We start from the raw sequence: 24,428 nt of genomic DNA, 5'->3' as shown, positions 1-24,428 counted from the left end.
TGGATGAAAAGCGTTCGGTAGATGGCTTCGTGGGACACGTGGAGACTGGGGTCGCTCGGGTAAGTATGCTTGAGCCAACCAGCGATCTGCTCTGGCGACCACTGATTCTGCAGCTTGGTTGCCACGATTTGGGCCAAGCGAGGGTTAGTCGCCAATTTGCAGCGTTTGGGCCGGCGGGCGCGTTCCCAGGCTGACTCGTCAGCCGAGGTGGCTCGGTAACGAAGAAGGCCGCCATTTCGATGAAGCTCCCGGCTGACCGTGGACGGTGCTCGGCCCAATCGCTTAGCAATAGTTCGAATCGAATCGCCGATTGCCAGGGCTCTGGATATTTCTTCGCGCTCGGCCATTGTCAAAGCCTTGCAGGACCGTCGTCGCTCTGGTGGACGGATTCCACCTGTCTGCGAAAGAATGTTATGGATAGAGGTGTGAGGTCGATCGAAGAGCAGTCCGATCTGATGGAGCGTCTTGCCCTTCTTCCACTCCTCCCACATCACCGTTTTTTGGGCGGCGGTGTAGTAAATCCTTGGTCTTTGCTTCACACGAATCTCCTTGCACAACGTGCACTGCTAGTGTGTTGCATCGACCGGTTGAATCCGCCGCCCTTAGCCGTCAGTCGGCCGTCTACCAAAGCTGTCCTTCTCGCAATTTAGCGTTGAACCATGAATGCGAAATTCGCGGCACCTCACTTCACCTATAAAGACTTCTTGTTGGTCTCACGCAGGTAGAGTAGGTCGGATTCCGAGCAAGGCATGTTCCGTCCCTGCGGCAATTTGATCCGCGAACGCACTGTGGATAACTGCTCGTGCGAGCGTGACCGCACCCACCAGCGCCGATAGGGCGGCACAAGCAGCCTCTATGTCTCGCGGCGCATTTGGTGAGTCTGGTCCATCTACGACTGCCTGTGCGACGTCGCGTAAAGCGTCTTCGAAAGTTGTGCGCGAGGCTTCGTCTGATCGAGACACCTCTGTCGGCATCGTCTGCAACGTGCAACTTTCTGACAAGTCGCAGGTTCGCTTGGCGCTGAGGTAGAAGCGCACAAATTCCGGCCACCAAGCGTGTCCGTGTTGTTCTTGGAAGTACAGCACCCCGCCCCTCAATTCAGCCATGCCCTGTGCGACCGATTCCCGGAATGCTTGGGCCTTTGAGTCGAAATGAACGTAGAAGGCGCCCGACGTCAGTCCTGCTTCTTTTGCAAGGCCGTCTACCCCTATCCCACCAAAGCCTGCCTTGCGAAAGCCGCGCCCCGCGCCCTGCAGGAGTTGCTGCCGCGTCTGCAACTTCTGTTCTGACCTTGACACGATTAGCTCCTTCGACATGTGAAGTTGATGATTGTAGTTGCCGAAACACGATCGTTATGCGATATTAAATAACGGTCGTTACTTGAAATGCCATGCCGATGCGCAGGGTATGGGTCGACGCCGTTCTATCTGTTTGGAGTACCTATGCCACTTACGCTCACCCTTACCGAGGGCGTTCTTCCCGAAGGTCTGGAAAAAGTCGCTTTCAGCCGCCTGTCCGATGCCATGCTCAAGTGGCACGGCCTGGCTGGAAATAAGGCGATGACACCGAATATCGTTGGCTCGATCCACGTCCTGCCGAGGGAGCATACGTATTCGGGATCACAGGAAGCCTCTGTGGCCTTCATTGAATGGAAGGTCCCGTCCTTCGCGTTTGCTAGCCGTGAGATTCAAGTCGGCTACATCGAAGAGGCCACGAACATCGTTTATGAACTGTCTGGCGCGCACCATCCGAAGGAGCGCATATGGGTCAATGTGGTACACGCGGTGGATGGGGCTTGGGGCATTGCCGGAATGGCCCTCAGCAATGCGCAACTTAGCGAGGGTGGTGTTCCAGCCTGATACATCTGGGGGCAGCAACAAGGTCCCCAGATTCGGGACGACCGCGTTGAGGCCTCCTCACAACTCAGTGAGACCAGTATGCAACTCTCGAACTATCTTTTCTTCACCACCAACTGTGACCAAGCCTTGGCTTTTTATGCGCAATGTGGCCTTGGCCATGTTGTCGAGGTTCTGCGCTACGGAGTAGACGGCATGCCGGTAAGAAACGAGGCTATGCGTGGGAAGGTCATGCATGCCAAGTTCCAAGGACCTGCTCTGCACTTTTATGCCTCGGACAATGACGACGCGGAACCGATGCGGGGTTCTGCACACTTATTGGCAATGGACGACCGCGACTCCACACGCGAACTCTTCAACGCGCTGAGTGCTGGCGGCACCATCACAACCCCCTTGGGCATCCAACCCTGGGGGGACTATTACGGCAAATTGACCGATCGATTTGGTGTTCAGTGGATGCTGAACTGCGCTGAGTGAGATCGCGCGCTGCGCTAGCGGAGCATGGCCGTTCCGGGCATGCTCTGCTTCGCGTAATCCGAAGGTCGTCGGCAGTCAAACAGGATTTTGAAGGGCGGCTATTAGGTTAATCGTTCGACCGGCTCCTTCTGGCCGATATCAGCCTTTCGCAAGCATACCGCCAAGGTCAGCACCCGCCGCAAAGCCGCCACCCACCCCTCACCCCAACACCCCCCTCAACTCCCCAATAGCCGCCTCCACAGCGTCCGCCCGTCTCTCCACCTCTGCCTGCGTCACCCGCAACAAGGCTCGCAGGTCTTCAGGCGTGACGCTGAACTCTTCGGGTTGTTCGTGTGTGGGCAGTTGATGCGGTGACAGCAGGCTGTTGATGCAGGCCTGGGCCTGGTGGGCTTCTTTCAGGCGGCTGAACTCGTCTTGCAGGGTCAGCGCCAGGGTGGCGGCTTGTTCGCAGTGGGGTGGGGCTGCTGGTCTGGTTTTGTGGGCCATTTGCCACCCCCTTCAGCGCTGGATTGGGATGGGGTTGGCCGCTGGGGCCAAGGGGCGCCTAGTGGGCGTGGCACCCTCAGGAGGGGGGCCGGGGATGTGGGCGGGTCATGGTTTCGTGCTGCTCTGTGAGACTCGAAGCCATCGGGCGCCTCAAGGCTGCGCGGGTGGGCCTCGACAAAGGCGCCGAAGAGTTGGTGGCCTTGCTCAAGAAGGCCGTCTCATGGGGTGCTACCTGTTGCATTCATGGCCCGGTGCTTGGGCTTGTGCCCATTGGCGGGCCATGGTCCTGTTTTCTGGCACGGCGGCATGCGCCACGGTTTTCTGCCAATGTCGAACCCATCAGGGTCGCCTAGCGGTATGAGGTCGGCGGACAGGCCTGGTTGGTCGATGGGCGCTTGATCTCATGGCTGTGACGCCAGATGGCGCAGCAAGGGTTCTCTGAGTGTCATTCGGCAGGGCGAGTCCGTTTGGATGTAGCCCTGTGCCTCCAGGTCTTTCATCACCCGGCTCACCATTTCTCGCGAGGCACCGACCATCTTGGCGATGTCCTGGCGGGATATCTTTTCATGGATCACCATCAAGCCATCGTCGGTGGGCTCGGCCTGCTCCACCAGGGCGCGCTCGACGCGGCCGTGAACGTCCATGAGTGCCAGCGATTCAATCTTGCCATTGGCCTGACGCAGGCGCTGCACCAGGTGATTCATGACGGCATAAGCGACATGTCTGTTTTCTTGCAGGCAGCGTTGGAAATCAGACCGGCTCACGGTCAGCACGTCGGTGGGGATCTCGGCCTGGGCGGTGGCTGCGTGCGGTTGATCGTCGATGAGGCTCATCTCGTCCAGGATCTCGCCTTTGCGCAGCTTGTTCATAACGAGTTGGCGCCCCTTGCTGTCACTGGAAAACACGCGCACCCGGCCCGCCAGCAAGACAAACAGCTCATGGGCCTGGTGGTGTTGCCGAACCAGAACCTCGCCCCGCTTGTAGTGGCGCTTGTTCACAGTCAAGGCAATGGCCTCGGCTTGCGCCGCGGTCAGCAAGGAAAACAGAGGAATGCGTTTCAGCAGATCCAAGTTTGAGACGATGGTACTCATCTTGTTATTTGGTTCTTTTCAGTTTGCGGCAGGCCGCGAAATTCGCGACCCCACACGATCATTCGTTGTCTTGCTGGCCGGCAAGCCAGCCCACGCCCCGTGGAAGCCCATCGACATGGGGCCAATGCCCAGCGGCCATCCGCGAACATGCGCAGCCCTCTCGGCATCTCGTGAGCTGCCTGCGTGACAAGCCACCACAGAAATCGTCTGCATCTGAATCTGCATCGGCGTCACGGCACAAAGACCAGGCCTCTGCCAAAGACGGCTCGCACGGGCAAGGGCAGGCCCGTCTCGGTCAGGGTTTTGCGGCGCAGGCGATTGAGTTGAGATTCAATGCGGTGAAAAGCCTCTTCGGAATCGCCACCCCCCATCGACTCAATCAAGTCAGTCTTGCTGACGACGGTGCCCGGTGTTTTCGCCAGGCAGCCCAACAGTTGCAGCTCTCGGGTTGTCAGCGGAACCGACTTGTTGTCGGGTGACATCAGCAGGGCTTCGTTGGCTTGCAGGCGCCAAGCCGTCACGGTGGTCTGGCCCGCCGAGGGCTGGCCCGTGCGCCGCAGCAAGGATCGGATGCCGGCCACCAACTCATTGAGGTCGGTGGGTTTCACGAAGTATTGCAGCGCCCCGGACTCCAGGCCCGCGATGCGGCTGCTGAGTTCGCCCCGTGCCGTCAAAATCACCACGGGGATGCCTTGTACGGCCAATCGCTTGACCAGCGACAGGCCATCTTCACCGGGCAGACCAAGGTCCACCAGCACCAGATCGGCGTGCTCTCTGAGCAAGGCTACATAGAAGTCTTCGGCCGATTCAACCCCCCAAGCCCTGAAGCCTGATTTGACGAGGAAGCGACAGACATTGTTGCGAATGTCTTCGTCGTCCTCCACGACAGCAATGCTGGGAGCGGTGGTAGAAGAGGCGGCTTGTTGAGGCATCATGAAAGGTTTTGATCTTGGATTCTCCAGGCCCCGCACGGAACGCGCCATGTACAAATACTCACAAAAACTCACAACCAAGTGGCTGGTGTGTCTGATGCTGTTATTGGGGAGCTACGGGTTGCATGCGGGGGAATGGCGCCATCGGCTGGAGGCCGGAAATCCTATCCTTCTGGGCAGTCAATGGCCGTGGCAGCAATGGATTGATGTCACTGGCCAAGCCACGGTCGATACCGTGGCGGCCAAGCCCGACACTGAGTTTCAATGGCTTCAGGGCCCCGTGAGCGAAGGCTACACCCGAAACGTGGTCTGGCTGCGCCTGACGGTACCGCCCGAGTTGCAGCACGAGCCCGATCTGCTGCTGCAGATCAGCCCGCCCTACCTCGACTGGATCTCGCTCTATCAACGCCGTCAAGGGCAGTGGACGCAGCAAGATGCGGGGGACCTGCGGCCCTCGGCTGAGCGCCTGTCGACACGCAAGTTTCTTTTTCGATTGAACCCTGCTGAGCCCGTCCTGATCCGGGTGCAGAGCAGCAGCGTGATGCGGGTCTATGCCAGTCTGTGGCGCCCGGACGATCTGCTGGGCCAGACCGAGCGCGAGGGATGGGGCCTGGGGCTGTATTTCGGCCTGGGCTTCTCATTGCTCTTGCTGGTGGGCGGTGGTGCCGTGATCTTCAAGGAACGGCGCCTGGCCGCCACAGGTGTCTTGGGGGTCTTGACCCTGATTCACGCCTTCAATCTTCATGGGTACACCAACATCTGGTTGCTGGAGCAGCACCCGGCCTGGGCCAGCGCGATGGTGGGCCTGGGCTCGTTCTCGGTCGCGGCCGGCGTGGCCTGGCTGACGACCGAGTTGGTGACCCGCGGGCAGGCCCGATGGCGCGCCGTGCAGGTGTTTTTGCGCCTGCTGTGCCTGGCCAACGTCGCCGCGATGCTCAGCATCCCCCTCGGCTGCTACGGGCGCTTTGCCCTGCTGGGCATCGTCTGCCCGATGCTGAGCGTCTTTGCAGGCAGCTGGATCTGTGGTGCAGACATCCGGCAACGTGGCTGGAGTGTTGAACGGGGCCTGCTGTTGGTGACCTTTGTATTCCAATCGGGCAACATCGTGCTCACCCTGGCCGAGTTCACCGGGACGCGGGTGGTCAAGCACGACACTGCGCTGGTCTGGCAATTCCAGTTGCTGCTGCTGCTGACCATGGCCGCCGCAGCGATCGGGGCAGGGTTGTACCAGCGCTTCAAACGGGCCCACGAAGCCAGAACCCAGGCCCATCGGGCATTGGCTGCGTCGGAGCGCATGTTGGAGACGCGGGTGAGTGAACGCACGGCCGAGCTGGGCAAGGCCCAGCAATCCTTGCAACTCGCGCTGGATCAAGAACGCCGCATGTTGCTGGAGCAACGGCAGTTCTTCAGCATGATCAGCCACGAGTTCAGAACGCCCTTGACGATCATCGACAGTGCGGCCACCGAGCAGATGAGTTTTCCTGACCAGGACGTTGGACGTCAGCTTGAGCAGGCCGCGCAAATCCGGCGCGCCTGCCGACGCCTGAGTGCCCTGGTCGACAACAGCCTGTGCAGTGAGCGCTTTCGCGCCGGCGGCTTGCAGCTCGTCAGCGCCGAGTTCAATCTGGCCGACCTGGTGAACGAAGCCACCCAACTGGTGCACTGGTCGCCCAGGCACTGGCTGCAACTGTCTCTGGCCCCGGATCCAGCGGTCTGGATCGGTGACCCGACCCTGCTCAGGATGGCTTTGTCCAACCTCATTGACAATGCCGTCAAGTACGCACGGCAGGGCCAGGTCAGCGTCAGCACCACGCTGGACACCCGGGGCTGGCTTTTGTTGTCGGTCAGCGATCAAGGCGAGGGCCTGGATCAGCAGACGCAGGCCCGCATTTTTTACAAGTTTGAACGCGGCCAGTACGACGACAAGGCTCAGGGTTTCGGCCTGGGCCTGTGGATCACCCGTCACGTGGCCAGGCTGCACGGCGGGGATGTTCTTCTGTACTCAGAGCCTGGGCAGGGGTGTCGATTCGTGATTGAACTGCCTCCCACGCTGGCGGATGCGCTTCATACGCTGCAACCGAGCTGAGCGGGGACTGCACGAGGCCCCGGGCCTGGGCTGTCCCGTGTCATCCCCGTGAGCCCTGGTATGGGGATCATCCCAAGTGTGTCGCCAGGCTCCCGAGGTCCGGCTGGGGTTCAAGGTCTGCACAGCGGTGGGCGCGCTCATGACAAGGTAGCGCTATCCGTCGCGGTTTGTTGGCGCGCGTGGGCGTTTTGGGTCGGATCGGGCATTTCGCAAGGTATGCTCCGGCCGTTTTAAAACGGCGACTCCCTCATGCAACGCACCCTGCTGAAATCGAAGATCCACCGAGCCACGGTCACCCATTGCGAGCTGCATTACGAAGGCTCCTGTGCCATCGACGAAGACCTCTTGGAGGCTGCCAACCTGATTGAAAACGAGCAGGTCCACATCTGGAACATCAACAATGGCGAGCGATTCATCACCTACGCGATCAAAGGCCAACGGGGCAGCGGCATGATCTCGGTGAACGGATCGGCGGCCCGCCGTGCAGCCGTGGGCGATCTGTTGATCATCGCTGCCTTTGCTCAGGTGGACGAGGACGAGGTTCGCGCCCATCAACCCCAGCTGGTGTTTGTGGATGGGCTCAACAAGCAAACCGAGTTGCGGCACGGGGTGCCCACCCAGGCTGTCTGAGGCCTGAAAGCTTGAGCAAGCACAGCCGTCGGATGTGCCCGCCATCGTGACTGTCTTGCTCGACTCCAATGTCTGTCGCCAGCCGATGTGTCCGGTGGCCAAAGCATGCACCAGAGGGGCTCGCGGGGCCTATTCGATGCCAAGGTCCAACTTCGAGACCAGGGCGCGGCTGTGGTCGTTCAGGCCGCGCACCTCGACCTCGCTGCCGTGTTTGCGCAGCCTTTGACAGATCTTGTCCAAGGCCGTGACGGAGGTGATGTCCCAAAAGTGGGCCTGGCTCAAGTCGATGGTGACCGCCCTGCCTTCGACCTCTCGCACGTCGAAGGCGTCAACCAGCAAGTCGGCGGACGCAAAAAAGACCTGGCCTGAAACCCTGTAGGTGAGTGTGTCATCCCCTGTCCGGGTCACGACCAAAAGGCGCGACACCTTGAATGTGAAGAACACGCCGCTCAGCAGAACGCCGATGGCCACACCGGCCGCCAGGTTGCCTGTTGCGACGGTCACCGCGACGGTCGCCAGCATGACCAGGCTTGATAGTTTGGGATGTCGCCGCAAAGCGCGCGCGGAACCCCAGTCCAGGGTTGAAGCCGACACCATGACCATGATGGCGACCAGCGCGGCCACCGGCACTTGTGCCACCCAGGGCTTCAGCAGCAACATGAGAATCAGCAGGAAGGCACCCGCAAAGAGTGTCGAAAGTCGACCCCGCCCACCGTAACGCACGTTGCTAACCGTCTGTCCAATCATGCCGCATCCGGCGATGCCACCGAAGAGGCTGGCCGCCATGTTGGCCATGCCCAGGCCGCTGCATTCCCTGTTTTTGGCACTCGGTGTGTCGGTGAGTTCGTCCACCACGCTGGCGGTCATCAGTGACTCCAGCAGTCCGACCATGGCGATCGCGAAAGCTGGGAGTGCGATGAGGCGGAGTGTCTCCATCGTGAAGGGCACAGTCGGCAGCGCGAAGACCGGCAAGGTATCTGGTAGCAAACCCAGGTCGGCCACTGTCTTCAGCGGCAAATGCAACCATTGCCCAATGAGTGTCAGCACCACGATGCAGACCAAGGGCGAAGGCACCGCTGTGGTGATCCGAGGCAGGCCATAGATCACCACCAGTCCCAGGGCAACCATGGCCCAGGTGGCGCTGTTGGCACCGATGAGGTGCGGCATCTGCGCCGAAAAAATCAGAATGGCCAAGGCATTGACGAACCCGGTGCGCACCGAACCGGAGACAAAGCGCAGCAGCACGCCGAGTCGGAGCCAGCCAAACAGGACTTGTACCGCGCCGGCCAACAGGCCGGCGGCGAAAAGATAGGGGACACCGTGTGAATGAACCAAAGGGGCCGCCACCAGGGCGACCGAGCCCGCTGCAGCGGAAACCATCGCGGGCCGACCTCCGGCAAAGGCAATCACGATGCTGATGATGAATGACGCGAACAGCCCCACCGCCGGGTCCACGCCGGCAGCAAAAGAAAAGGCGATGACTTCTGGAATCAGGGCAAAGGTGGCCACGGCACCGGCCATGAGCTCGCGCGGAATGCTCGGAGCCCACTGGGCCCGAAAGAAATGAGAATGTTGGGACATGACGAGGGCGCTCCCTGGTGGGAGGCCGAGAAAGCGTGATCGATGCAGGCATGGAACGTCCATGCCCATGAGGTCGACGTTCGCTTTGTTCTAAGGGGGCGTCAGGCGCGAGCAGCCTGACTGCCGACGGCAGGCGTTCCGTGAGATGCGGGCCAACGTGAAACTTTGAAAGCGGGCGGCCATGTGTTCGGTGGTGCCCGAGGCACGGTCCGAAGAGGCAAGGCGATGCACAGTCATCGCGCGAATTGTAGCCAGGTCAGATGAACCTTCGGTGCGGGCGGCCAATCTGGTGCCCGCCCTGAAGCGGGTTGCGGCAGGTCCGCGTCCCCTCAGCGTCCGCGGCGGTTTGGCAACAGTTCATGTCGGTGGCCCAGACCGATGGCACCATCCAGCCCAAGGTGCCGCTTCAGGCGACCACAACGGCGGGTGGTGACGCCTGGCTTGTTGAGGGTGTAGAGACCAGACCGTCAGACGATCCCGTCTGAAACGGCCTGGCGTGTCTCAGGCTTCAGCGCACCACGATGCCGGTGGGCGTGCTGCCGCCGCTGGACACGTTGGTGATCAGGCTCAGGTCGCAGCTGGTGCCCACGCTGTACACCGACACGGTCGAGGCGCCGCTGTTGGCCACGTAGGCAAAGCGGTCGTCGGGCGACAGGGCAATGGCCACGGGGCTGCTGCCGGTGGCCAAGGTGGCGGTGGCCAGGGCGGTGGGCACGCCCGTGCTGATGATGTATTGCGACACAGTGCTGTCGCTGCGGTTGACCACATAGGCACAGCGGCCGTCCGAGCGCAGGGCCACCGCGTAGGGCGTGCTGCCAGTGCTGACCGAAGCCGGCGACAGGGCGGTCAGCTTGCCGGTGCTCGAATCGATGCTGTAGGCCAGCAGCTTGGCGCTGCCGGCTTGGGTGGCGTACAGGTACTGGCTGTTGGCGGTGGCCAGGCCACGTGGGGCGCTGCCGCTGCTCAGGCTGTAGCTGGCGGTGCTGAGTGCGCTCAGATTGCCACTTGAGCCCACGCTGTAACCCGTCAGGGTGGCGTCGCCCGAGTTGGCGGCGTAAACATACTTGCCGTCGGCGGTGGCGGCCACCGAGATGGGCGTGCTGCCGGCGGCCACCGAGGTGGGGTAAAGCGTGCTGAGCACGCCGGTGCTGGCCACGCTGAATTGCCCCAACGACTTGTCGGTGTAGTTGGTGCTGTACAGGTACTTGCCGTCGGCCGACAGCGTCATGCCGCGGGTTTCGCTGACGGCCGCGGTGTTGGCCAGCAGGGTCAGGGCGCCGCTGCTGGACACGCTGTAGTCGGCGATCACGGGGCTGTCCTGAAAGCTCACATAGGCCTTGGAGCCATCGCTGCTCATCACGATGTGGGTGGGCGGGTAGGCGGTGGCCGCGATGCCGCTGCTGCCCAGGGCCGTCAGCGTGCCGGCCGAGGTGCTCACGCTGAAGCCGTTGACGGTTTCGCTGCTGCCGTGGGTGACGTAGGCCAGGTAGGCGCGGCAGGTGACGACCACGTTGCTCACGTTGGCGCTGGCGGTACCGCTGGCCCCCGAGGTGACGGCGCAGGTCTGCCCCGTGGGTTGCGATTTGACGGTGACGGCATAGCTGCCCACGCTGCTCGGAAAAGTGAAGCTGGTGGCGCCCGAGGCCACGCTCACAGTCTGGCTGCCGGTGGCCAGCACCAGGCCGCTGGTACTCAGGCCACTGAGGGTGCCGCTCAAGGTGTAGTCAGCGCCGCTGCCACCGCCCCCGCAGGCGCTGAGCACGGCCGCGGCCAGCAAGGGGGTGAGGGCGAACGGCGTGGTGCGGGCCGAGCGGGCCGGGATGAACGTTTGAGCAGGCATGGTCTGGGGAAGATGGAGGGGCAAGTGGTCGGTTCTGTTCGGCAGGGCGTTCGAGTCAGTGGCCTTCAGCGCCAGTACAGGCCGGCGACCGAGGGACAGAGACAAGAAAGCGGATCTGCGAACCCTGAGCAAGAGAAAGAGGGAAGAGCGGAAATAAAGAGAAGAGGCGAGGCCCGGGCAGCACCGACGTGTGGCCTCGCCTCATCAAGGTCTGCATTGTGCGGAGCAGGGCACGGCCCTGCCAAGCGCGCTGCAGGGTGGGTGTTGCATGTACCCGACTTGTTGCAGAGCCTTCACGCGTTGGTACATCGACGGGTTGGCTGGGGCCTGCCGGGTGCGGCTGTGCTGCTTCACGAATCTATACAGCCCGCACACATGCGCGCCAAGGGGCGCTTTCAGAATCGACGCGCGGCCCCGAACGTGGGCTGTCGCCTCTTCATCCCGCTGCCCAAGAGTGCCTCGACGGCGCCGCTGGCGGCTCATTGTTGCCTCATGACCCAACGCCTTTCAATGCTGGCCACTGCGGCCGTGCTGGCCCTGCTTCAGGGCAACATGCCCGTCTTGGCCGGGACGGCCGTGCCCGCCAAATCGCAGCCTGCAGCCAACCGGGCCGGTGCCGACCGCACCCTGACCCTGAACTTCAGCAATGCCGATCTTGAATCGGTGGCGCGTGCCATGGCGGTCATCACCGGGCGTCAGATCCTGCTGGACGCCCGGGTCAAGGGCAACCTGTCGCTCACCAGCGAAGACCCCATGACCCCCTCGCAGGCCTGGAGCCTGTGGGCCAGTGCGCTGCGCCTGCAAGGCTATGTGGTGGTGGAAAGCGGCGGCGTGTACCGCGTGTTGCCCGAAGCCGATGGCAAGCTGCAGTCGGCCTCGGTGGTGGCCGGCGCCGAGGGCCCGCGCGACGACCGCATCGTGACCCGGGTGTTCAAGCTCAGCCACGAAAGTGCCAGCAACCTGGTGCCGGTGCTGCGGCCGCTGATCAGCCCCAACAACGTGATCAACCTGAACCCGGGCAACAACGCGCTGGTCATCACCGACTATGCGAGCAACCTGGCCCGCCTGGCCACGCTGATCGAATCGCTCGATACCCCGAGCGGTACCGATGTCGAGATCATTGCGCTGGAGCACGCGGTGGCCTCCGATCTGGTCAGCACACTGCAACGCCTGGGTGATTCGCAACTGCGCACGGCCAGTGCCGGGGCCGCGGCGCAGACCGGCACGGTGGCGGCGGGGGGCTCAGCCAGTGGGGGCACGGGCAGCGCCACGGCGGGCCTGTCGATCATGGTCGATCAGCAGAGCAACAGCCTGCTGGTGCGCGCCGCCAACCCTGAGCAGATGGCTTTTGTGCGCTCGCTGGTCGCCCGGCTGGACCGCCCCAACACCGGGGTGGGCGTGCACGTGGTGCACCTGCAGAACGCCGATGCCGCCAAGCTGGCCACGGTGTTGCGGGCGGCGTTCCCCTCGGCCGACAGCTCGCGCAGCACCAGCAGCGGCTATGGCGGTGGTGGCAGCAGTGGCAGCACAGGGGTGGACAGTTCGGGTGGCTTCTCGTCGAGCATGACGGCGGGCAGCAGCACAAGCACCGGCAGCAGTGGCAGCAAGGGCAGCAGCAGCCCTTCGGTCAGTGCGTCGGCACAGCCCAGCACGGGCGGCGGCATCCAGGCCGACCCCAGCACCAATTCGCTGATCCTCACCGCCTCGGAGCCGCGCTTTCGGGAGATGCGCAAGGTGATCGACCAGCTCGACGCACCGCGCGCGCAGCTGTATGTGGAGTCGCTGGTGGTCGAGGTCGATGCCAGCAAGAGCCTGGACCTGGGCGTGCAGTGGTCGCAGCTGTTCAGCATCAGCAGCAGCACCACGCTCACGCTGGGCACGATTGCCTCGGCACTTGAGACCATGTCGGGCACCAACATCCTGTCGACGGCCAATGTGATCACGCTCGACAACGAAGAGGCCAAGATCGTGGTGGGTCAGAACGTGCCCTTTGTGACGGGTTCATACACGACCACCAGCAGCACCACCTCCAGCCCGTTTCAGACCATCGAGCGCAAGGACGTGGGCATCACCCTGAAGATCAAACCCCAGATCGGCGAGAACGGCAACGTGCGCCTGACCATCTACCAGGAGTCCTCCTCGGTGGCGGCCACCACTGCGGCCGGCACCACGAACGCGGGGCCCACCACCAACAAGCGATCCATCGAGTCGACGGTCACGGTCAAGAACGGCAAGATCATTGTGCTGGGCGGCTTGATCGAAGACAGCGCCACCAACGATGCCGGCCAGGTGCCGGTGGTGGCCGACATCCCCGTGCTCGGCGCCATGTTTCGCAGCTTGAGCAAGACCCGCAAGAAAACCAACCTGATGGTGTTCCTGCGCCCCCGTGTGGTCGCCGACGACGAGGGCAGCGAGGCCCTGGCCAACGAGCGCCGTCAGGCCTTGCAGGCGCGCCAGCGCGAGCTGCCCCCGGCCATCCGTGACGTGCTGGTGCCCGAAACGCAGCCCGCCTGGCCCCAGGGCTGGGAGCCGGCCAGTCCAAGCCCATCCACCACCCAGCCTGCCAGCTCACCCGTGAGCCTGCCGACCAGCCCGGCGGCTTCGCCGCTGCAACCTGCTGGGGGTTGATGGATGAGGGCTGGCATGTGGATTATGTCTGTCCTGTAAATATCAAAGAATTAATGCTTCGGTGTCTGTAAAGAAAACAGAACGCCAGGTGAATTAATGTGCAGAAAAATATGCGTTGAATAAAACAGAAGGTATTTTCAAATGGGTTTGAAAGCCTTCTGAGATACTCCGCGCGCCCTCCCATTTTCAGTCTGAACGCAGGAACATCCCATGGACATCAGCCGTCGAACTTTTACCCTGGCCGGCCTGGCCGCCACTGCCTTGGCAGGCTGCGGCGGGGGCAGCAACTCCAACACCAATCTGCGCCTGCTCAATACCAATGTCAGCTCGCCCAATGCACTGTCGCTGGAGGTGAATGGCACGGTGATCAGCTCGGGCGTGGCATTTGGCAACGCGGGCAGTTATGTGTCGGTCGGCACTGACACCAATACCGTGCGGGTGCTGGATCAAAATGGCACGGCCATTTACAGCTCGTCTTTCAGCCTGTCGGGTTCAAGCGGCCCCTATACCTTGGTGGTGGCGGGCTTCTCGGGCTCCACCCACACCACCACCCTGACCGAAAACCAATCGTCGGCTGCCAGCAGTCGTGCCTACCTGCGCATTCTCGACCAGTGCCCCGACGCGGGCGACGTCGACATCTACATGTTGGGCGATGGCGAAACCCTGGCCAGCGCCACCCCGCTGGTGTCGCTGAGCAGCATCACCCTGGCGGGCTACTACACCCTCAATTCGGGCACCTACACCCTGGTGGTCACCGGTGCCGGCACCCGCGATGACGTGCGCCTCTCGCAAAGCGGCATCACGCTGGCTTCCACCTCGGTTCAGACCCTGGTGCTCAGTTCGGCCGCAGGCGGTGTGCTGGTCGATGCCACGCTGGTGCTGCAGCAAAGCACCGCGACCACTTATCGCAACACCCAGTCTCGCCTGCGGGTGGTGTCGGCCCTGCCGTCGCAGGCCGTGGCCAGTGCCACGGTCACCTCCAGCGGCAGTGCTGTCACCTTGCTGTCTTCGCTGGTGTCGCCGGCCATCGGCACCTACAGCCTGGTGGCCTCGGGCAGCCTGCCGCTGAGCCTCACGATCAATGGCACCACCACCAGCCAGACCGTGGCGCTGACGGCCGGCAACGACTACACCGTGCTGGTGTATGGCGACCCCGCTTCGCCGCAGACCACGCTGCTGAGCGACTCGAACCGCCTGCCCACCGCCAGCACGACTGCCAACGTGCGCCTGTACCACGCCTGCGGCACCAGCACCGCAGCCACCGCACTCAGCATTGGCTATGTGCCGATTGTCAGCGGCGTCACCCTGGGCAGCTCGGCCCTGGGCGTGCTCAGCAACACGCCCTACAGCAGCACCCAGCTCACGGTCAGTGGTGGCGTGGCCTACAGCGCGAGCGACATCGCGGTGGCCTCCAATGGCCTGTACTCGATGTTCATCATGGGCAGCACCGCCAGCCCGGTGGGGCAGTTGTATCGGGAGCGTTAAGGACGCCAGGCCAGCTTGTGAAATCACGCTGGCCTGGACGCGCGGTGATTGGCTGCTCCAATCGCCGCACCAAATGCGGAGAAAAATTTGCAGTTGCGGGGAAAGAGGGCTCTAATCTCCGCATGAATAGCGGAGAAAAACTGTACATCTGGCAGTCCCCGGAATGGCCTCATTGGCGCTACGAACTGTCTGCATTGGCCCAGTCCCTGACAAAAGTCAGCCGAGCCCAGGGCTTGCTTCTGGGGCGACTGGCCGATCTGGGGCTTGCGTTGCGCGACGAGGCCAGTCTTGCCACCTTGACCGAGGACGTGCTTAAGACCAGCGAGATCGAGGGTGAGGTGCTGAACGCGGCATCGGTGCGCTCGTCCCTCGCCCGCCGTCTGGGAGTGGACATTGGTGCGGCGGCCCCGGTCGATCGGCAGGTCGAGGGGGTGGTCGAGATGGTGGTCGATGCCACCGCTCGCTGCCAAGAGCCCTTGACCGCCCAGCGTCTGTTCGGCTGGCACGCCGCGTTCTTCCCGACGGGCTATTCAGGCATGAGTCGGATTGCCGTCGGCCAATGGCGTCAGGACAGCGACGGGCCGATGCAGGTGGTCTCGGGCCCGATAGGGCGTCGAAAAGTGCATTTTCAGGCCCCGCCCGCCAGCCGTTTGCTTGCCGACATGAGTCAATTCCTGGCCTGGGCCCATCAGCAGACCGAGGTGCCTGACCTCATCAAGGCCGGTCTGGCGCACCTTTGGTTCGTCACGATCCACCCCTTTGACGACGGTAACGGCCGCATCGCCAGGGCTGTGGGTGATTTATTTCTAGCGCGTGCCGATGGCAGTCCACAGCGCTTCTACAGTTTGTCGGCGCAGATTCAGCGCGATCGCAAGGCTTACTACGAGGTGTTGGAGCGCACGCAGAAAGGCTCGTTGAACGTGACCGAGTGGCTGTCCTGGTTTCTGGCTACCCTGGGTCGGGCCCTGGAAAATGCCCAGTCCACTCTGGACACGGTGCTGAACAAGGCACGCTGCTGGCAACGTTGGACCCCTCTGTCCTTGAACGGACGTCAGATCAAGGTACTGAACCGACTGCTCGATGGGTTCGAGGGCAAGCTCACCAGCAGCAAGTGGGCGGCCATTGCCAAATGCTCACCCGACACGGCCTTGCGCGACATCACCCAGTTGCTGGCGCTGGGTGTTCTGCAGAAAGCCCCGGGCGGCGGACGCAGCACAGCCTACGAGTTGGTCGCATGGCCTGGGTAAATGGCCTGGGGCAATGGCCTGGGTCAATGGCCGGTGCCTACCCGTTCATCGCTTCGTGTGTTCTTGGCCGCCTCGGCAGACGATGCGGGCCCATGGGGCCTCAGGCTGAGTGCCTTCAGCTTCCAGACCCGGAATCAGCGGCGGCCTGAACCGCGCCCTTGGGCTTGAAGATGTGCACCAACTCGCCCCGGGCCAACTTTTCAACCAATTCGGTCACTCGCCTGGCCCGCGTCTCGGGCCGGACCGCGGTCTGCACCCGCCAAATCACCGCGTACCGTTGGCTGGCGTTGAGGGTCGAGAAAAAGGCCTGCGCGGGTGGGCACCCTGTGAGCGCGGCCTGCAACTCGTCTGGCACGGTGGCCGTGCGAGCGCCGTCGTAGGCCCGGGCCCATCGGCCGTCGGCCTGGGCTGCATCGACCTGGGCCTGCCCCGGCGCCTGCATCCGCCCGGCCTCGATGAGCGCAGCCACCTTGGCCGTGTTGGTCTTGGACCAGACGCTGCGCGGTCGGCGTGGCGTGAAGCGCTGCAGAAAGTACGCGTCATCGAAACTCTTCTTCTGGCCATCGATCCAGCCCCAGCACAGGGCGATGTCGACGGCCTCGGGGTAGCTGACGCTGGCCATCCCGCTCCCCTTTTTGGCGATTTTCAGCCTGAGGCCCTCGGATTGGGCGTGTTCCCGGCGCAACCAGGCCTCAAAGGCCCGGGCGGACTTGAACGGTTTCACATCAGCTTGAGCTTGCGGGGCGGCCATGGCGCACAGTCTGCCGCAAAAAGGCGGTGGTCGGTGGTGGCATGGGGCCCAATTTGGGGCGCGCTGTGTGCCGACGGGCGCGCCTGGTCTGCCATCCAGATCGCTGCAAGGGTGCAGGCCTGCTTTGGCGCCGCTGGCGCCGCCCGGACTGCCCGCACAATCGAGCCCTCGACACCCGGCGTTCACCGATTCGTTTCTGCTGCACGCGGCCTTCACCGCACTCTTCACATTTGCCATGCGCCTCCTCCACACCTCCGACTGGCACCTGGGCCAGCATTTCATGGGCAAAAGCCGCCAGGCCGAGCACCAGGCCCTGATTGACTGGCTGTTGCAGCAGGTGCAGGTCCAGGCCGTGGATGCGGTGCTGCTGGCGGGCGATATCTTTGACACGGGCACGCCGCCCAGCCATGCACGTGAGCTGTACAGCCAACTGGTGGTGCGCCTGCGCGAGGCGGGCGTGGGCCTGCTGTTGCTGGGGGGCAACCACGATTCGGTGGCGATGCTGGGCGAGAACCAGGCCTTGTTGGCCTGCCTGGGCACGCACCTGGTGGCCCAGCCTGCGGCGCAGCCGGCCGATCAGGTGCTGGTGCTGCCGCAGCGCGATGGCACGCCGGGGTGCATCGTCTGTGCCGTGCCCTTTATTCGTCCGCGCGATGTGTTGCAGAGCCAGGCCGGGCAGAGCGCGCAGGACAAGCAGCAGGCCCTGCAACAGGCCATCCAGGCTCACTATGCGGCGGTGTATCAGGTGGCGCTGACGCGCCAGGCCGAACTGCGGGCCACCCTGGGCCGGCACCTGCCGCTGGTCGCCACCGGGCACCTCACCACCTTGGGCAGCAGCCTCAGCGAATCGGTGCGCGAGATCTATGTGGGAAGCCTGGAGGCCTACCCCTGCGACGCCTTTCCGCCGGTCGATTACGTCGCGCTGGGCCACATCCACCGGCCGCAGCGTGTGGGCGGGCACGAGCACATCCGCTACTGCGGCTCGCCCCTTCCTTTGAGTTTTGATGAAGCCGCGCAGGACAAAGAGGTGCTGTTGATCGACCTGGGCGATGCCGGCCTGCAGCAGGTCAGTCCACTGTCCGTGCCCCGCTTTCAGGGCCTGCAAGCCGTGCGCGGCACGCTCGATGAACTTGCACAGGCCATGCCGGCACTGGCGGCCCAGGCCACCGCGGCCTGCCCGCTGTGGCTGGAGGTCACGGTCAGCCAGGACGACTACCTGCCCGATCTGCCGGCCCGGGTGCAGCAGATGACCGAGGGCCTGCCCCTGGAGGTATTGCGCGTGCGCCGCGACCGCGGCACGGCCACGGCCCAGTTGGCCGCCCTGGCCCGCGAGACGCTGGATGAACTCAGCCCGCAGGAGGTGTTTGAACGCCGCCTGCAGCAAGAGGCGCTGTCGCCCGAACTGGCCCAGGCCCTGACCGAACGCTATCGGAGCGTGTTGATGGCCCTGCAACAGGGCAGCGAAGCGTTGGATGGGGCTGAAGGGGCCGAGGGGGTGGCCGCATGAGGATCCTGCGCCTGCGCCTGAAGAACCTCAACTCGCTCAAAGGCGAGTGGCAGGTCGATTTCACCCGCTCTCCCTTTGCCGATAGCGGCTTGTTCGCCATCACCGGCCCCACCGGGGCGGGCAAATCCACCTTGCTGGATGCCATCTGCCTGGCGCTGTACCACGAGACGCCACGCCTCAAGACCATCAGCGCCAGTGCCAACGACATCATGACCCGGCACACGGCCGATTGCCTGGCCGAGGTTGAATTCGAGGTTCAAGGGCAGGTCTACCGTGCCTTCTGGAGCCAGCACCGTGCCCGCGACAAGGTGGACGGCGCGCTGCAGCCCCCCAAGGTGGAGCTGGCCCGGGGCGATGGCGCGATCCTGTGCAGCCAGAGCAAGGACAAGTTGCAGCGCATCGAGGCCATCACCGGCCTCGACTTTGCCCGCTTCACCAAGTCGATGCTGCTGGCTCAGGGTGGTTTTGCGGCCTTCCTCAACGCCAGCGCCAACGAAAGGGCTGAACTGCTCGAAGAGCTGACTGGTACCGACATCTACGGCCTGATCTCGCAAAAAGTGTACGAACAGGCCAGCCAGACCAAGGCCCGACTCAAAGAAATGCAGGCCCGTGCCGAGGGCATGGCGCTGCTGGCCCCCGAGGCCCGCGCCGCCATGGCCGCAGAAGCCGACAGGCTCCAGGCGCAGGCCCAGGCGCTGCAACTGCAACAACAGATCCACCAGGCGCAGCGTCAGTGGCGGCTGCAAATGGCCCAGGCCGAACAGGGCGCCACCGAGGCGGGGCAGCGGCTGGCTTTGGCCCGGCAGGCCCAGGACGAGGCCGCGCCCGCCTTGCGCCGCCTCGCCGCCAGTGAGCCCGCCCAGGCCCTGCAGCCGCTGCAGCAGCAGGTTGCGCAGGCCCAGTCTCAGGTGCAGGCCAGTGTGCAGGCACTGAGCGAGTTGCAGGCCCAGCATCAGCAAACCAGTACCCAGGAGCTGCAGGCCCATGGCCTGGCGCTGGCCGTGGCCGAACGCCATGCCCGGCAGGCGCAACAGCAGCTGCAGGCCTTGCGGGCTGAGCAGCAGCAAAGCGATCAGTTCTGCAGCACCCATGCCCGCCATGCGCGTTGGGGCGAGGCCCTGGGCGTGTGGCGCCAGGGCTTGGCTGAACTGGCCCGGCGCCGGGCCGAGCTGGTGGCTCAGCAGCAACGGGCCCACCAGCAGGCCGACGAACTGGCGGCACTTCAGCAGCAGGCCCCGGCCTTGCAGCAGGCGCTGGCCCAGGCTCAGCAGTCCCAGGCCGCGGCCGACGCGACGGTGCAGACGGCCCAGGCCGGGCTGCAGCAAAGCCTGGCCGGGCGTCCTCTGGCCCAGTGGCGCGAGCACTGGCAGGCCAGCCAGGGCCGTCAGGCCCGATGGCATGGGCTGCAGGCCCTGGCACTGCGCCTGCGCGAGCTGACGGCGCTCGCGCTGCGGCAGGCCAGCCGCCAGCAACAAGGCCTGCAGCAGCAGACCCAGCAGGCCAGCGCGCGAGAAGCCTTGCTGGCGCGCTACAAGGCCTTGAAGTCCACGGTGGCCGACAAGCAGCAATTGCTGGCCCAGGAGCAGCGCATCCAAAGCCTGGAGTCGCACCGGCAGCACCTGCAGCCGGGGCAGCCTTGCCCGCTGTGCGGCTCGCCCGATCACCCGGCCGTGGCGGCCTACCAGGCGCTGGACGTGTCGGCGACCCAGGCCGCTCTGCAGACGGCGCAACAGGCCCTTGACGAGGTTCGGACCGAGGGCGAGGCCGCCGCCGCCGCCCTGGCCCGCACCCAGGCCAGCCTGAGCGCCTGGGCGCAAGAGCAGCAAACCACCCAGGCCGAGGCCGAACAGGCGCAGGCCGATTGGCAACAGGCCTGCACGGCCTTGGGCCTGGCGCCACCGGCCTGCCCCGAGTGGGCCGATGCCGAGGCCCTGGCCCAGGCCGTTGAACAGGCCGGGCAGGAGGTCACCGCTGCCCTGCACGCCGTGCAGCAGGTCGAGGCGGCCGAAACCGTGCTGCAAGCCGCTCACCAGCGGGCCCATGCCCAGGCCCAGGCCCGGCAGGCCGCCCAGGCACAGCTGGACTTGCTGAACCAGGCCCTGCAGGGGGCGGCACAAAGCCAGCTCACCATCGCAGCCACGGTGCAGCAGCACACGGAGGCCCTGGCCGCCCACCACCAGGCGCTGGCGACCACCTTGGCCGACGACGGCTTTGAGCTGCCCGAAGCCACCCAGGCCGAAGCCTGGCTTCAGTTGCGCCATGCCGAATGGCAGCAGTGGCAGCTGACCCAGGCTCGCCTTCAAGCCCTGGCCACCGAACTGAGCCGCCAGCAGGCCCTGTGCGAGGCCGCCCAGGCCGAGCAGGCCCGCTGGACCGAGCGCTGGCAGTCCCTGCAACCCCCGGCGCCCGGGCCGCAGGGCGGCCTGTTCGATGCACCGGCCATCACCGTGCCCGAACCGCCCCCGTCGCTGGCCACCCTGAGTGCCGAGGTTGATCGACTGAGCCGCGAGCGCGCAGCCCTGCAGGGGCGACTGGCCCAGTTGCAACAGGCCCTGGCCGAGCAGCGGGCGACCCAGGCCCAGGCCGAGGCGGCCTGGCAGGCTGCGCTGCAGGCCAGCCCCTTTGCTGACGCCCAGGCCTATGCCGACGCCCTGCTGCCCGGGGCCGAGCGCGAACGCCTGCAGGCCCTGCAAGCCCGTCTGGCCCAGGCCCTGCACCAGGCCCAGGCCGTGCACGAGGCCGCGTTGCAGCAGCGCGACACCTTGCAGCTGCAAGCGCTGACCGAGGCCCCGCTGGCAGAGCTGGAGGCCTTGCTGGCCGATCAGTCACAAGCCTTGGACGATCTGCGCCAACAACTGGGCGCCCAGCAGGCCTTGCTGCGCGACGACGAGCAGCGGCGCATCAGCCAGCAGGCCCTGCTGCAGCAACTGAGTACCCAGGCCGCCGAGTCTGAGCTGTGGCAGCGCCTGGACGGGCTGATCGGCTCGTCCAAGGGCGACAAGTTCCGCCGCTTTGCCCAGGGTCTCACGCTGGATCACCTGCTGCACCTGGCCAACCGGCAGTTGCAGCGTCTGCATGGGCGCTACCAACTGCGCCGCAAAGGCACGGGTGAGCTGGAGCTGGATGTGGTGGACACCTGGCAGGGCGACACGGCGCGCGACACGCGCACCCTGTCCGGCGGAGAGAGCTTTCTGGTCAGCCTGGCCCTGGCCCTGGCCTTGTCGGATCTGGTCAGCCACAAGACCTCGATCGATTCGCTGTTCCTGGACGAAGGCTTTGGCACGCTCGATGCCGATACCCTGGAGGTGGCCCTGAGTGCCCTCGACACCCTGAACGCCAGCGGCAAGATGATCGGTGTGATCAGCCACGTCGAGGGCCTCAAAGACCGCATCTCGGCCCAGATCCGGGTGGAGAAGGGCGGGGGCCTGGGGCATTCGCGTTTGAGGGTCTGATCACGCTGTGGTTTGCGTGGGGTTCGTGGTCGGTGGGCTTTCCCGGGCGGCTTGCAATAGTTGCTCGCACGACGTGATCTGGATCGACCCGTAGCTGATCCGTATCAGCCCGTCGCGCTCCCAGTTTTTGAGGATCTTGCTCACGGTGGGGCGTGACACCGCCAGGCAGGTGGCCAGGTTGTCTTGTGAGCCCCAGTAGACGAACCCTCCGTTGGAGCGAGGCGTGCAATGGCGGACCAGCTTGGTGGCCATCCTTTCCGGGATGGGGCGCGACATCGCTTCTTCCACCCAGCACAGCACCCGCCGGTACCGCGATGCGACCAGCCGGGCCACATCGCAGGCCAGGGCTGCGTCCTGCACCATCAAACGCTGGAAGGCCTCTCGTTGGATGATCCGCAGGAATGAGGTCTCGATGGCCTCGACGGTGAAGACGTTGTCGCCTGGCAAGAGCAAAAATGCCTCCCCAAGCCAGCTGCCTGGTCCCCAATCGGTGAATCCAAATTGAGGCTCGGTGCTTGAAAAGAGGTAGCTCCGGATCTGCCCTGATTCCACATGGACCATGGCTTCTTGGTCATCGCTCCGGTCCCAGATGATGTCGCCCGCCTCCACGCGTTTCAGCTCCGAAACGGCAAGCAGCTTTTGTCGGCTTTCTGGCGACAGGGTGCTGACCATATCGGTTGCAAAAGCCTTGGGCTGGGTATTGTTAAGTTTTGACATTCTTTTTCATCTGAAGATCACGTTCGTTGCGGTGTGACTCGGCCGCAACGGATTGTCAAATATTGACAATAAATGAGACGATAAAAATGGACGGAGCCGGAGTGGGTTGCGAGGCTGAATGGTCAAAATTATCAATTAATTATGAAAACATAACAGATGCAACGAAAACTCAAAGACTGAGGGCGGATGCCTGACGCTGCCCAGCCGTATTTTCTTGGTATCGCATGTCGTCCGCACAAAATTGTAGGGTCTTCTTCAGGGTATGTGGGGTGATCGGACGGAGGCGCGGAGTTGATCGATAGTGGCTTGGGTTGCCGTGATGTTGAATTCGAATCGACTGAGAATATTCCGAGACGCCCGCCTGGCCTGGTTATCGCTGGATGATGGCCCCGGCCATTTTGATCGAAATGAATGTGGAAATATTCTTGGCTCCGATGCCTCAGACAGCCTGTCATTCATTGACGGCGGCATTATGGTGGGTGCCGGGTAAATCAGGTCGATGCAGACATTCAAGTTAAAGCAAAGGGCTGATTTTTTGCAGGTGAGGGTGCCGCTTTCGAGGCCGATTAAGTCGTTCAGGGCCGCGATTGATTCACTCCAAAATATTGAATGCTTGCGATGGGATGGATGGGCCCATTCAACGTCATCGACGCACCAAGGCCCGCGCCTTGACATTGACAAGCCCGCAGGCGCCCAGCGGGCTGTGTCTGAAATTGGCGCCGTCGCCGGGTGCCGCCCGATGGATTCGGCCCCGAGCCGGGTCAGGCCTCACCCCATCAGATCGGGCACCGCGTGGCGTGGCTCGTGGCTGTCAGGCGGCTGGCACGCGGCGGCCATCAGGCTGTTCTCATCCTTGATCACGATCGACCCGTAAAAGATCTCGATCAGGCCCAGCTTCTCCCAGCTCTTGAGGCACTTGTTGATGCTTTGCCGGGACACGCCAAGGCAGTCGGCCATGCTGTCCTGAGAGGCCCTGACCAGCCGTTGCTGGTTGTGTCGTCGTTCGGAGGAGGCGCACAGCAGCAGGGCAATGCGCTCGGGGATGGGGCGCAGCACCGAGTGCTCGACCCAGGACAGCAGGCGCATGTAGCGGCTGGCGGCCAGCGTGGCCAAGTGAAGCAGCACCTCAGGATCGGTTGTGATGAGCTGTCTGAACGTGGGCTCGTCCATCACGGCCACCTCACTGATTTCAACCGCCTCGGCAAAAAAGGGTTGCGAGCCTTTGCTCAGCAGGTTGGCCTCACCAAACCAATGGCCTTCGGTCCAGATCGTGTTGCCGAACCGTTTGCCCGATTCGGCATACAGCGCCGTGCTGACTGCGCCGGTGATCACGCCGAACAGCAGGCCGCAGGGGGAGTCGGGCGAAAGCAGCACCTCGCCTCGGGCCAGGGTCCGGCGTTGTGACACGGCGCGAAGTCGCGCATCGACATGAGGGGGTGGGCGATGGATGAAATCCGTTTTGTATCTCATGGGCAACGAATAGTCTGAAGTGGACATTTTGTTGTCGGACAACAAGTGAGAATCGGGCCCGATTCTCAGGGGCGCTCGTCGAAAAGAGTTGTCGTACCACTTGGGCCCGCGATGATTCGGTGCGTGTCAAGACAGTTGTCGCCTAATTCATGCGCGCCGAGCCGCTTTATCCAGTGCTGATTCCGTCGTCTT

Annotated in this window: 19 protein-coding genes; 9 read left to right on the top strand and 10 right to left on the bottom strand. The window is 63.7% G+C overall.

Features of this window, described 5'->3' with window-relative positions; genetic code table 11:
* Both AC07PT_RS30135 and AC07PT_RS30130 read right to left on the bottom strand, forming a co-directional pair.
* A partial coding sequence (locus AC07PT_RS30135) for a transposase (RefSeq protein WP_494659153.1) occupies nucleotides 1–539 on the bottom strand: 539 nt, incomplete at its 3' end.
* Nucleotides 540–713: 174 nt separating this feature from the next.
* Nucleotides 714–1,316: a TetR/AcrR family transcriptional regulator gene (locus AC07PT_RS30130; protein WP_494659152.1), complete on the bottom strand. Its 603-nt coding sequence runs from the start codon at nucleotides 1,314–1,316 to the stop codon at nucleotides 714–716.
* A 126-nt stretch (nucleotides 1,317–1,442) separates the two neighbouring features.
* On the opposite strand from AC07PT_RS30130, the gene AC07PT_RS30125 reads away from it, so the two are divergent.
* Complete coding sequence (locus AC07PT_RS30125) at nucleotides 1,443–1,859, top strand: 4-oxalocrotonate tautomerase (protein ID WP_494659151.1); 417 nt, start codon at nucleotides 1,443–1,445, stop codon at nucleotides 1,857–1,859.
* A 78-nt stretch (nucleotides 1,860–1,937) separates the two neighbouring features.
* Nucleotides 1,938–2,333, top strand: a complete 396-nt coding sequence (locus tag AC07PT_RS30120; RefSeq protein WP_494659150.1) for a VOC family protein — start codon at nucleotides 1,938–1,940, stop codon at nucleotides 2,331–2,333.
* A gap of 198 nt (nucleotides 2,334–2,531) precedes the next feature.
* On the opposite strand, the gene AC07PT_RS30115 is transcribed toward AC07PT_RS30120, so the two are convergent.
* The 3 genes from AC07PT_RS30115 to AC07PT_RS30105 all read right to left on the bottom strand — a co-directional run bounded on the left by AC07PT_RS30115 (nucleotide 2,532) and on the right by AC07PT_RS30105 (nucleotide 4,845).
* The gene (locus tag AC07PT_RS30115) at nucleotides 2,532–2,819 is read right to left on the bottom strand and encodes a hypothetical protein (protein ID WP_494659149.1); all 288 of its coding nucleotides are present in this window, start codon (nucleotides 2,817–2,819) and stop codon (nucleotides 2,532–2,534) included.
* A gap of 401 nt (nucleotides 2,820–3,220) precedes the next feature.
* Nucleotides 3,221–3,910: a Crp/Fnr family transcriptional regulator gene (locus AC07PT_RS30110; RefSeq protein ID WP_494659148.1), complete on the bottom strand. Its 690-nt coding sequence runs from the start codon at nucleotides 3,908–3,910 to the stop codon at nucleotides 3,221–3,223.
* A gap of 230 nt (nucleotides 3,911–4,140) precedes the next feature.
* A complete protein-coding gene (locus AC07PT_RS30105) occupies nucleotides 4,141–4,845 on the bottom strand; it encodes a response regulator transcription factor (RefSeq protein WP_494659147.1) in 705 nt (234 codons plus the stop codon).
* A gap of 94 nt (nucleotides 4,846–4,939) precedes the next feature.
* Between AC07PT_RS30105 and AC07PT_RS30100 the strand changes: the two genes are divergently transcribed.
* Both AC07PT_RS30100 and panD read left to right on the top strand, forming a co-directional pair.
* Nucleotides 4,940–6,928: a sensor histidine kinase gene (locus tag AC07PT_RS30100; RefSeq protein ID WP_492345630.1), complete on the top strand. Its 1,989-nt coding sequence runs from the start codon at nucleotides 4,940–4,942 to the stop codon at nucleotides 6,926–6,928.
* Nucleotides 6,929–7,177: 249 nt separating this feature from the next.
* The gene (panD, locus tag AC07PT_RS30095) at nucleotides 7,178–7,558 is read left to right on the top strand and encodes an aspartate 1-decarboxylase (protein WP_492345631.1); all 381 of its coding nucleotides are present in this window, start codon (nucleotides 7,178–7,180) and stop codon (nucleotides 7,556–7,558) included.
* A gap of 129 nt (nucleotides 7,559–7,687) precedes the next feature.
* On the opposite strand, the gene AC07PT_RS30090 is transcribed toward panD, so the two are convergent.
* Together AC07PT_RS30090 and AC07PT_RS30085 are read right to left on the bottom strand one after the other, a co-directional pair.
* On the bottom strand, nucleotides 7,688–9,139 hold the full coding sequence (locus AC07PT_RS30090) for a SulP family inorganic anion transporter (RefSeq protein ID WP_494659154.1): 1,452 nt from the start codon (nucleotides 9,137–9,139) through the stop codon (nucleotides 7,688–7,690).
* Between the two features lie 508 nt (nucleotides 9,140–9,647).
* Nucleotides 9,648–11,003, bottom strand: a complete 1,356-nt coding sequence (locus tag AC07PT_RS30085; RefSeq protein WP_494659146.1) for a lactonase family protein — start codon at nucleotides 11,001–11,003, stop codon at nucleotides 9,648–9,650.
* 468 nt (nucleotides 11,004–11,471) lie between these two features.
* On the opposite strand from AC07PT_RS30085, the gene AC07PT_RS30080 reads away from it, so the two are divergent.
* From AC07PT_RS30080 to AC07PT_RS30070, 3 genes are all read left to right on the top strand, one after another.
* Complete coding sequence (locus tag AC07PT_RS30080; RefSeq protein ID WP_494659145.1) at nucleotides 11,472–13,607, top strand: secretin GspD/PilQ domain-containing protein; 2,136 nt, start codon at nucleotides 11,472–11,474, stop codon at nucleotides 13,605–13,607.
* Between the two features lie 210 nt (nucleotides 13,608–13,817).
* Nucleotides 13,818–15,092, top strand: coding sequence for a DUF4397 domain-containing protein (locus tag AC07PT_RS30075; RefSeq protein WP_494659144.1), 1,275 nt, complete (start codon nucleotides 13,818–13,820; stop codon nucleotides 15,090–15,092).
* Nucleotides 15,093–15,214: 122 nt separating this feature from the next.
* Nucleotides 15,215–16,339 carry a Fic family protein gene (locus tag AC07PT_RS30070; RefSeq protein WP_494659143.1) on the top strand — a complete coding sequence of 375 codons (1,125 nt, stop codon included), beginning with the start codon at nucleotides 15,215–15,217 and terminating at the stop codon, nucleotides 16,337–16,339.
* 115 nt (nucleotides 16,340–16,454) lie between these two features.
* Here the strand turns inward: AC07PT_RS30070 and AC07PT_RS30065 are convergent, their stop codons facing one another.
* Nucleotides 16,455–17,090, bottom strand: a complete 636-nt coding sequence (locus AC07PT_RS30065) for a YdeI/OmpD-associated family protein (RefSeq protein WP_494659142.1) — start codon at nucleotides 17,088–17,090, stop codon at nucleotides 16,455–16,457.
* Nucleotides 17,091–17,325: 235 nt separating this feature from the next.
* Between AC07PT_RS30065 and sbcD the strand changes: the two genes are divergently transcribed.
* On the top strand, nucleotides 17,326–18,597 hold the full coding sequence (gene sbcD / locus AC07PT_RS30060; protein ID WP_494659141.1) for an exonuclease subunit SbcD: 1,272 nt from the start codon (nucleotides 17,326–17,328) through the stop codon (nucleotides 18,595–18,597).
* Nucleotides 18,594–22,049 (top strand): AAA family ATPase, encoded by a 3,456-nt coding sequence (locus AC07PT_RS30055; protein ID WP_494659140.1) that lies wholly within the window; start codon nucleotides 18,594–18,596, stop codon nucleotides 22,047–22,049. Before sbcD ends, AC07PT_RS30055 begins: the two co-directional genes overlap by 4 nt.
* Here AC07PT_RS30055 and AC07PT_RS30050 read toward each other — a convergent pair whose 3' ends face one another.
* Both AC07PT_RS30050 and AC07PT_RS30045 read right to left on the bottom strand, forming a co-directional pair.
* Nucleotides 22,050–22,766 carry a Crp/Fnr family transcriptional regulator gene (locus AC07PT_RS30050; RefSeq protein ID WP_494659139.1) on the bottom strand — a complete coding sequence of 239 codons (717 nt, stop codon included), beginning with the start codon at nucleotides 22,764–22,766 and terminating at the stop codon, nucleotides 22,050–22,052.
* A gap of 768 nt (nucleotides 22,767–23,534) precedes the next feature.
* Nucleotides 23,535–24,236, bottom strand: a complete 702-nt coding sequence (locus AC07PT_RS30045; protein WP_492345640.1) for a Crp/Fnr family transcriptional regulator — start codon at nucleotides 24,234–24,236, stop codon at nucleotides 23,535–23,537.
* Between the last annotated feature and the right edge of the window lie 192 nt (nucleotides 24,237–24,428).

The organism is Curvibacter sp. GW821-FHT09D12, assembly GCF_059416245.1.
The sequence above is the reverse complement of the archived record's forward strand: the minus strand, read 5'-3'. Positions and strand labels throughout refer to the sequence as shown.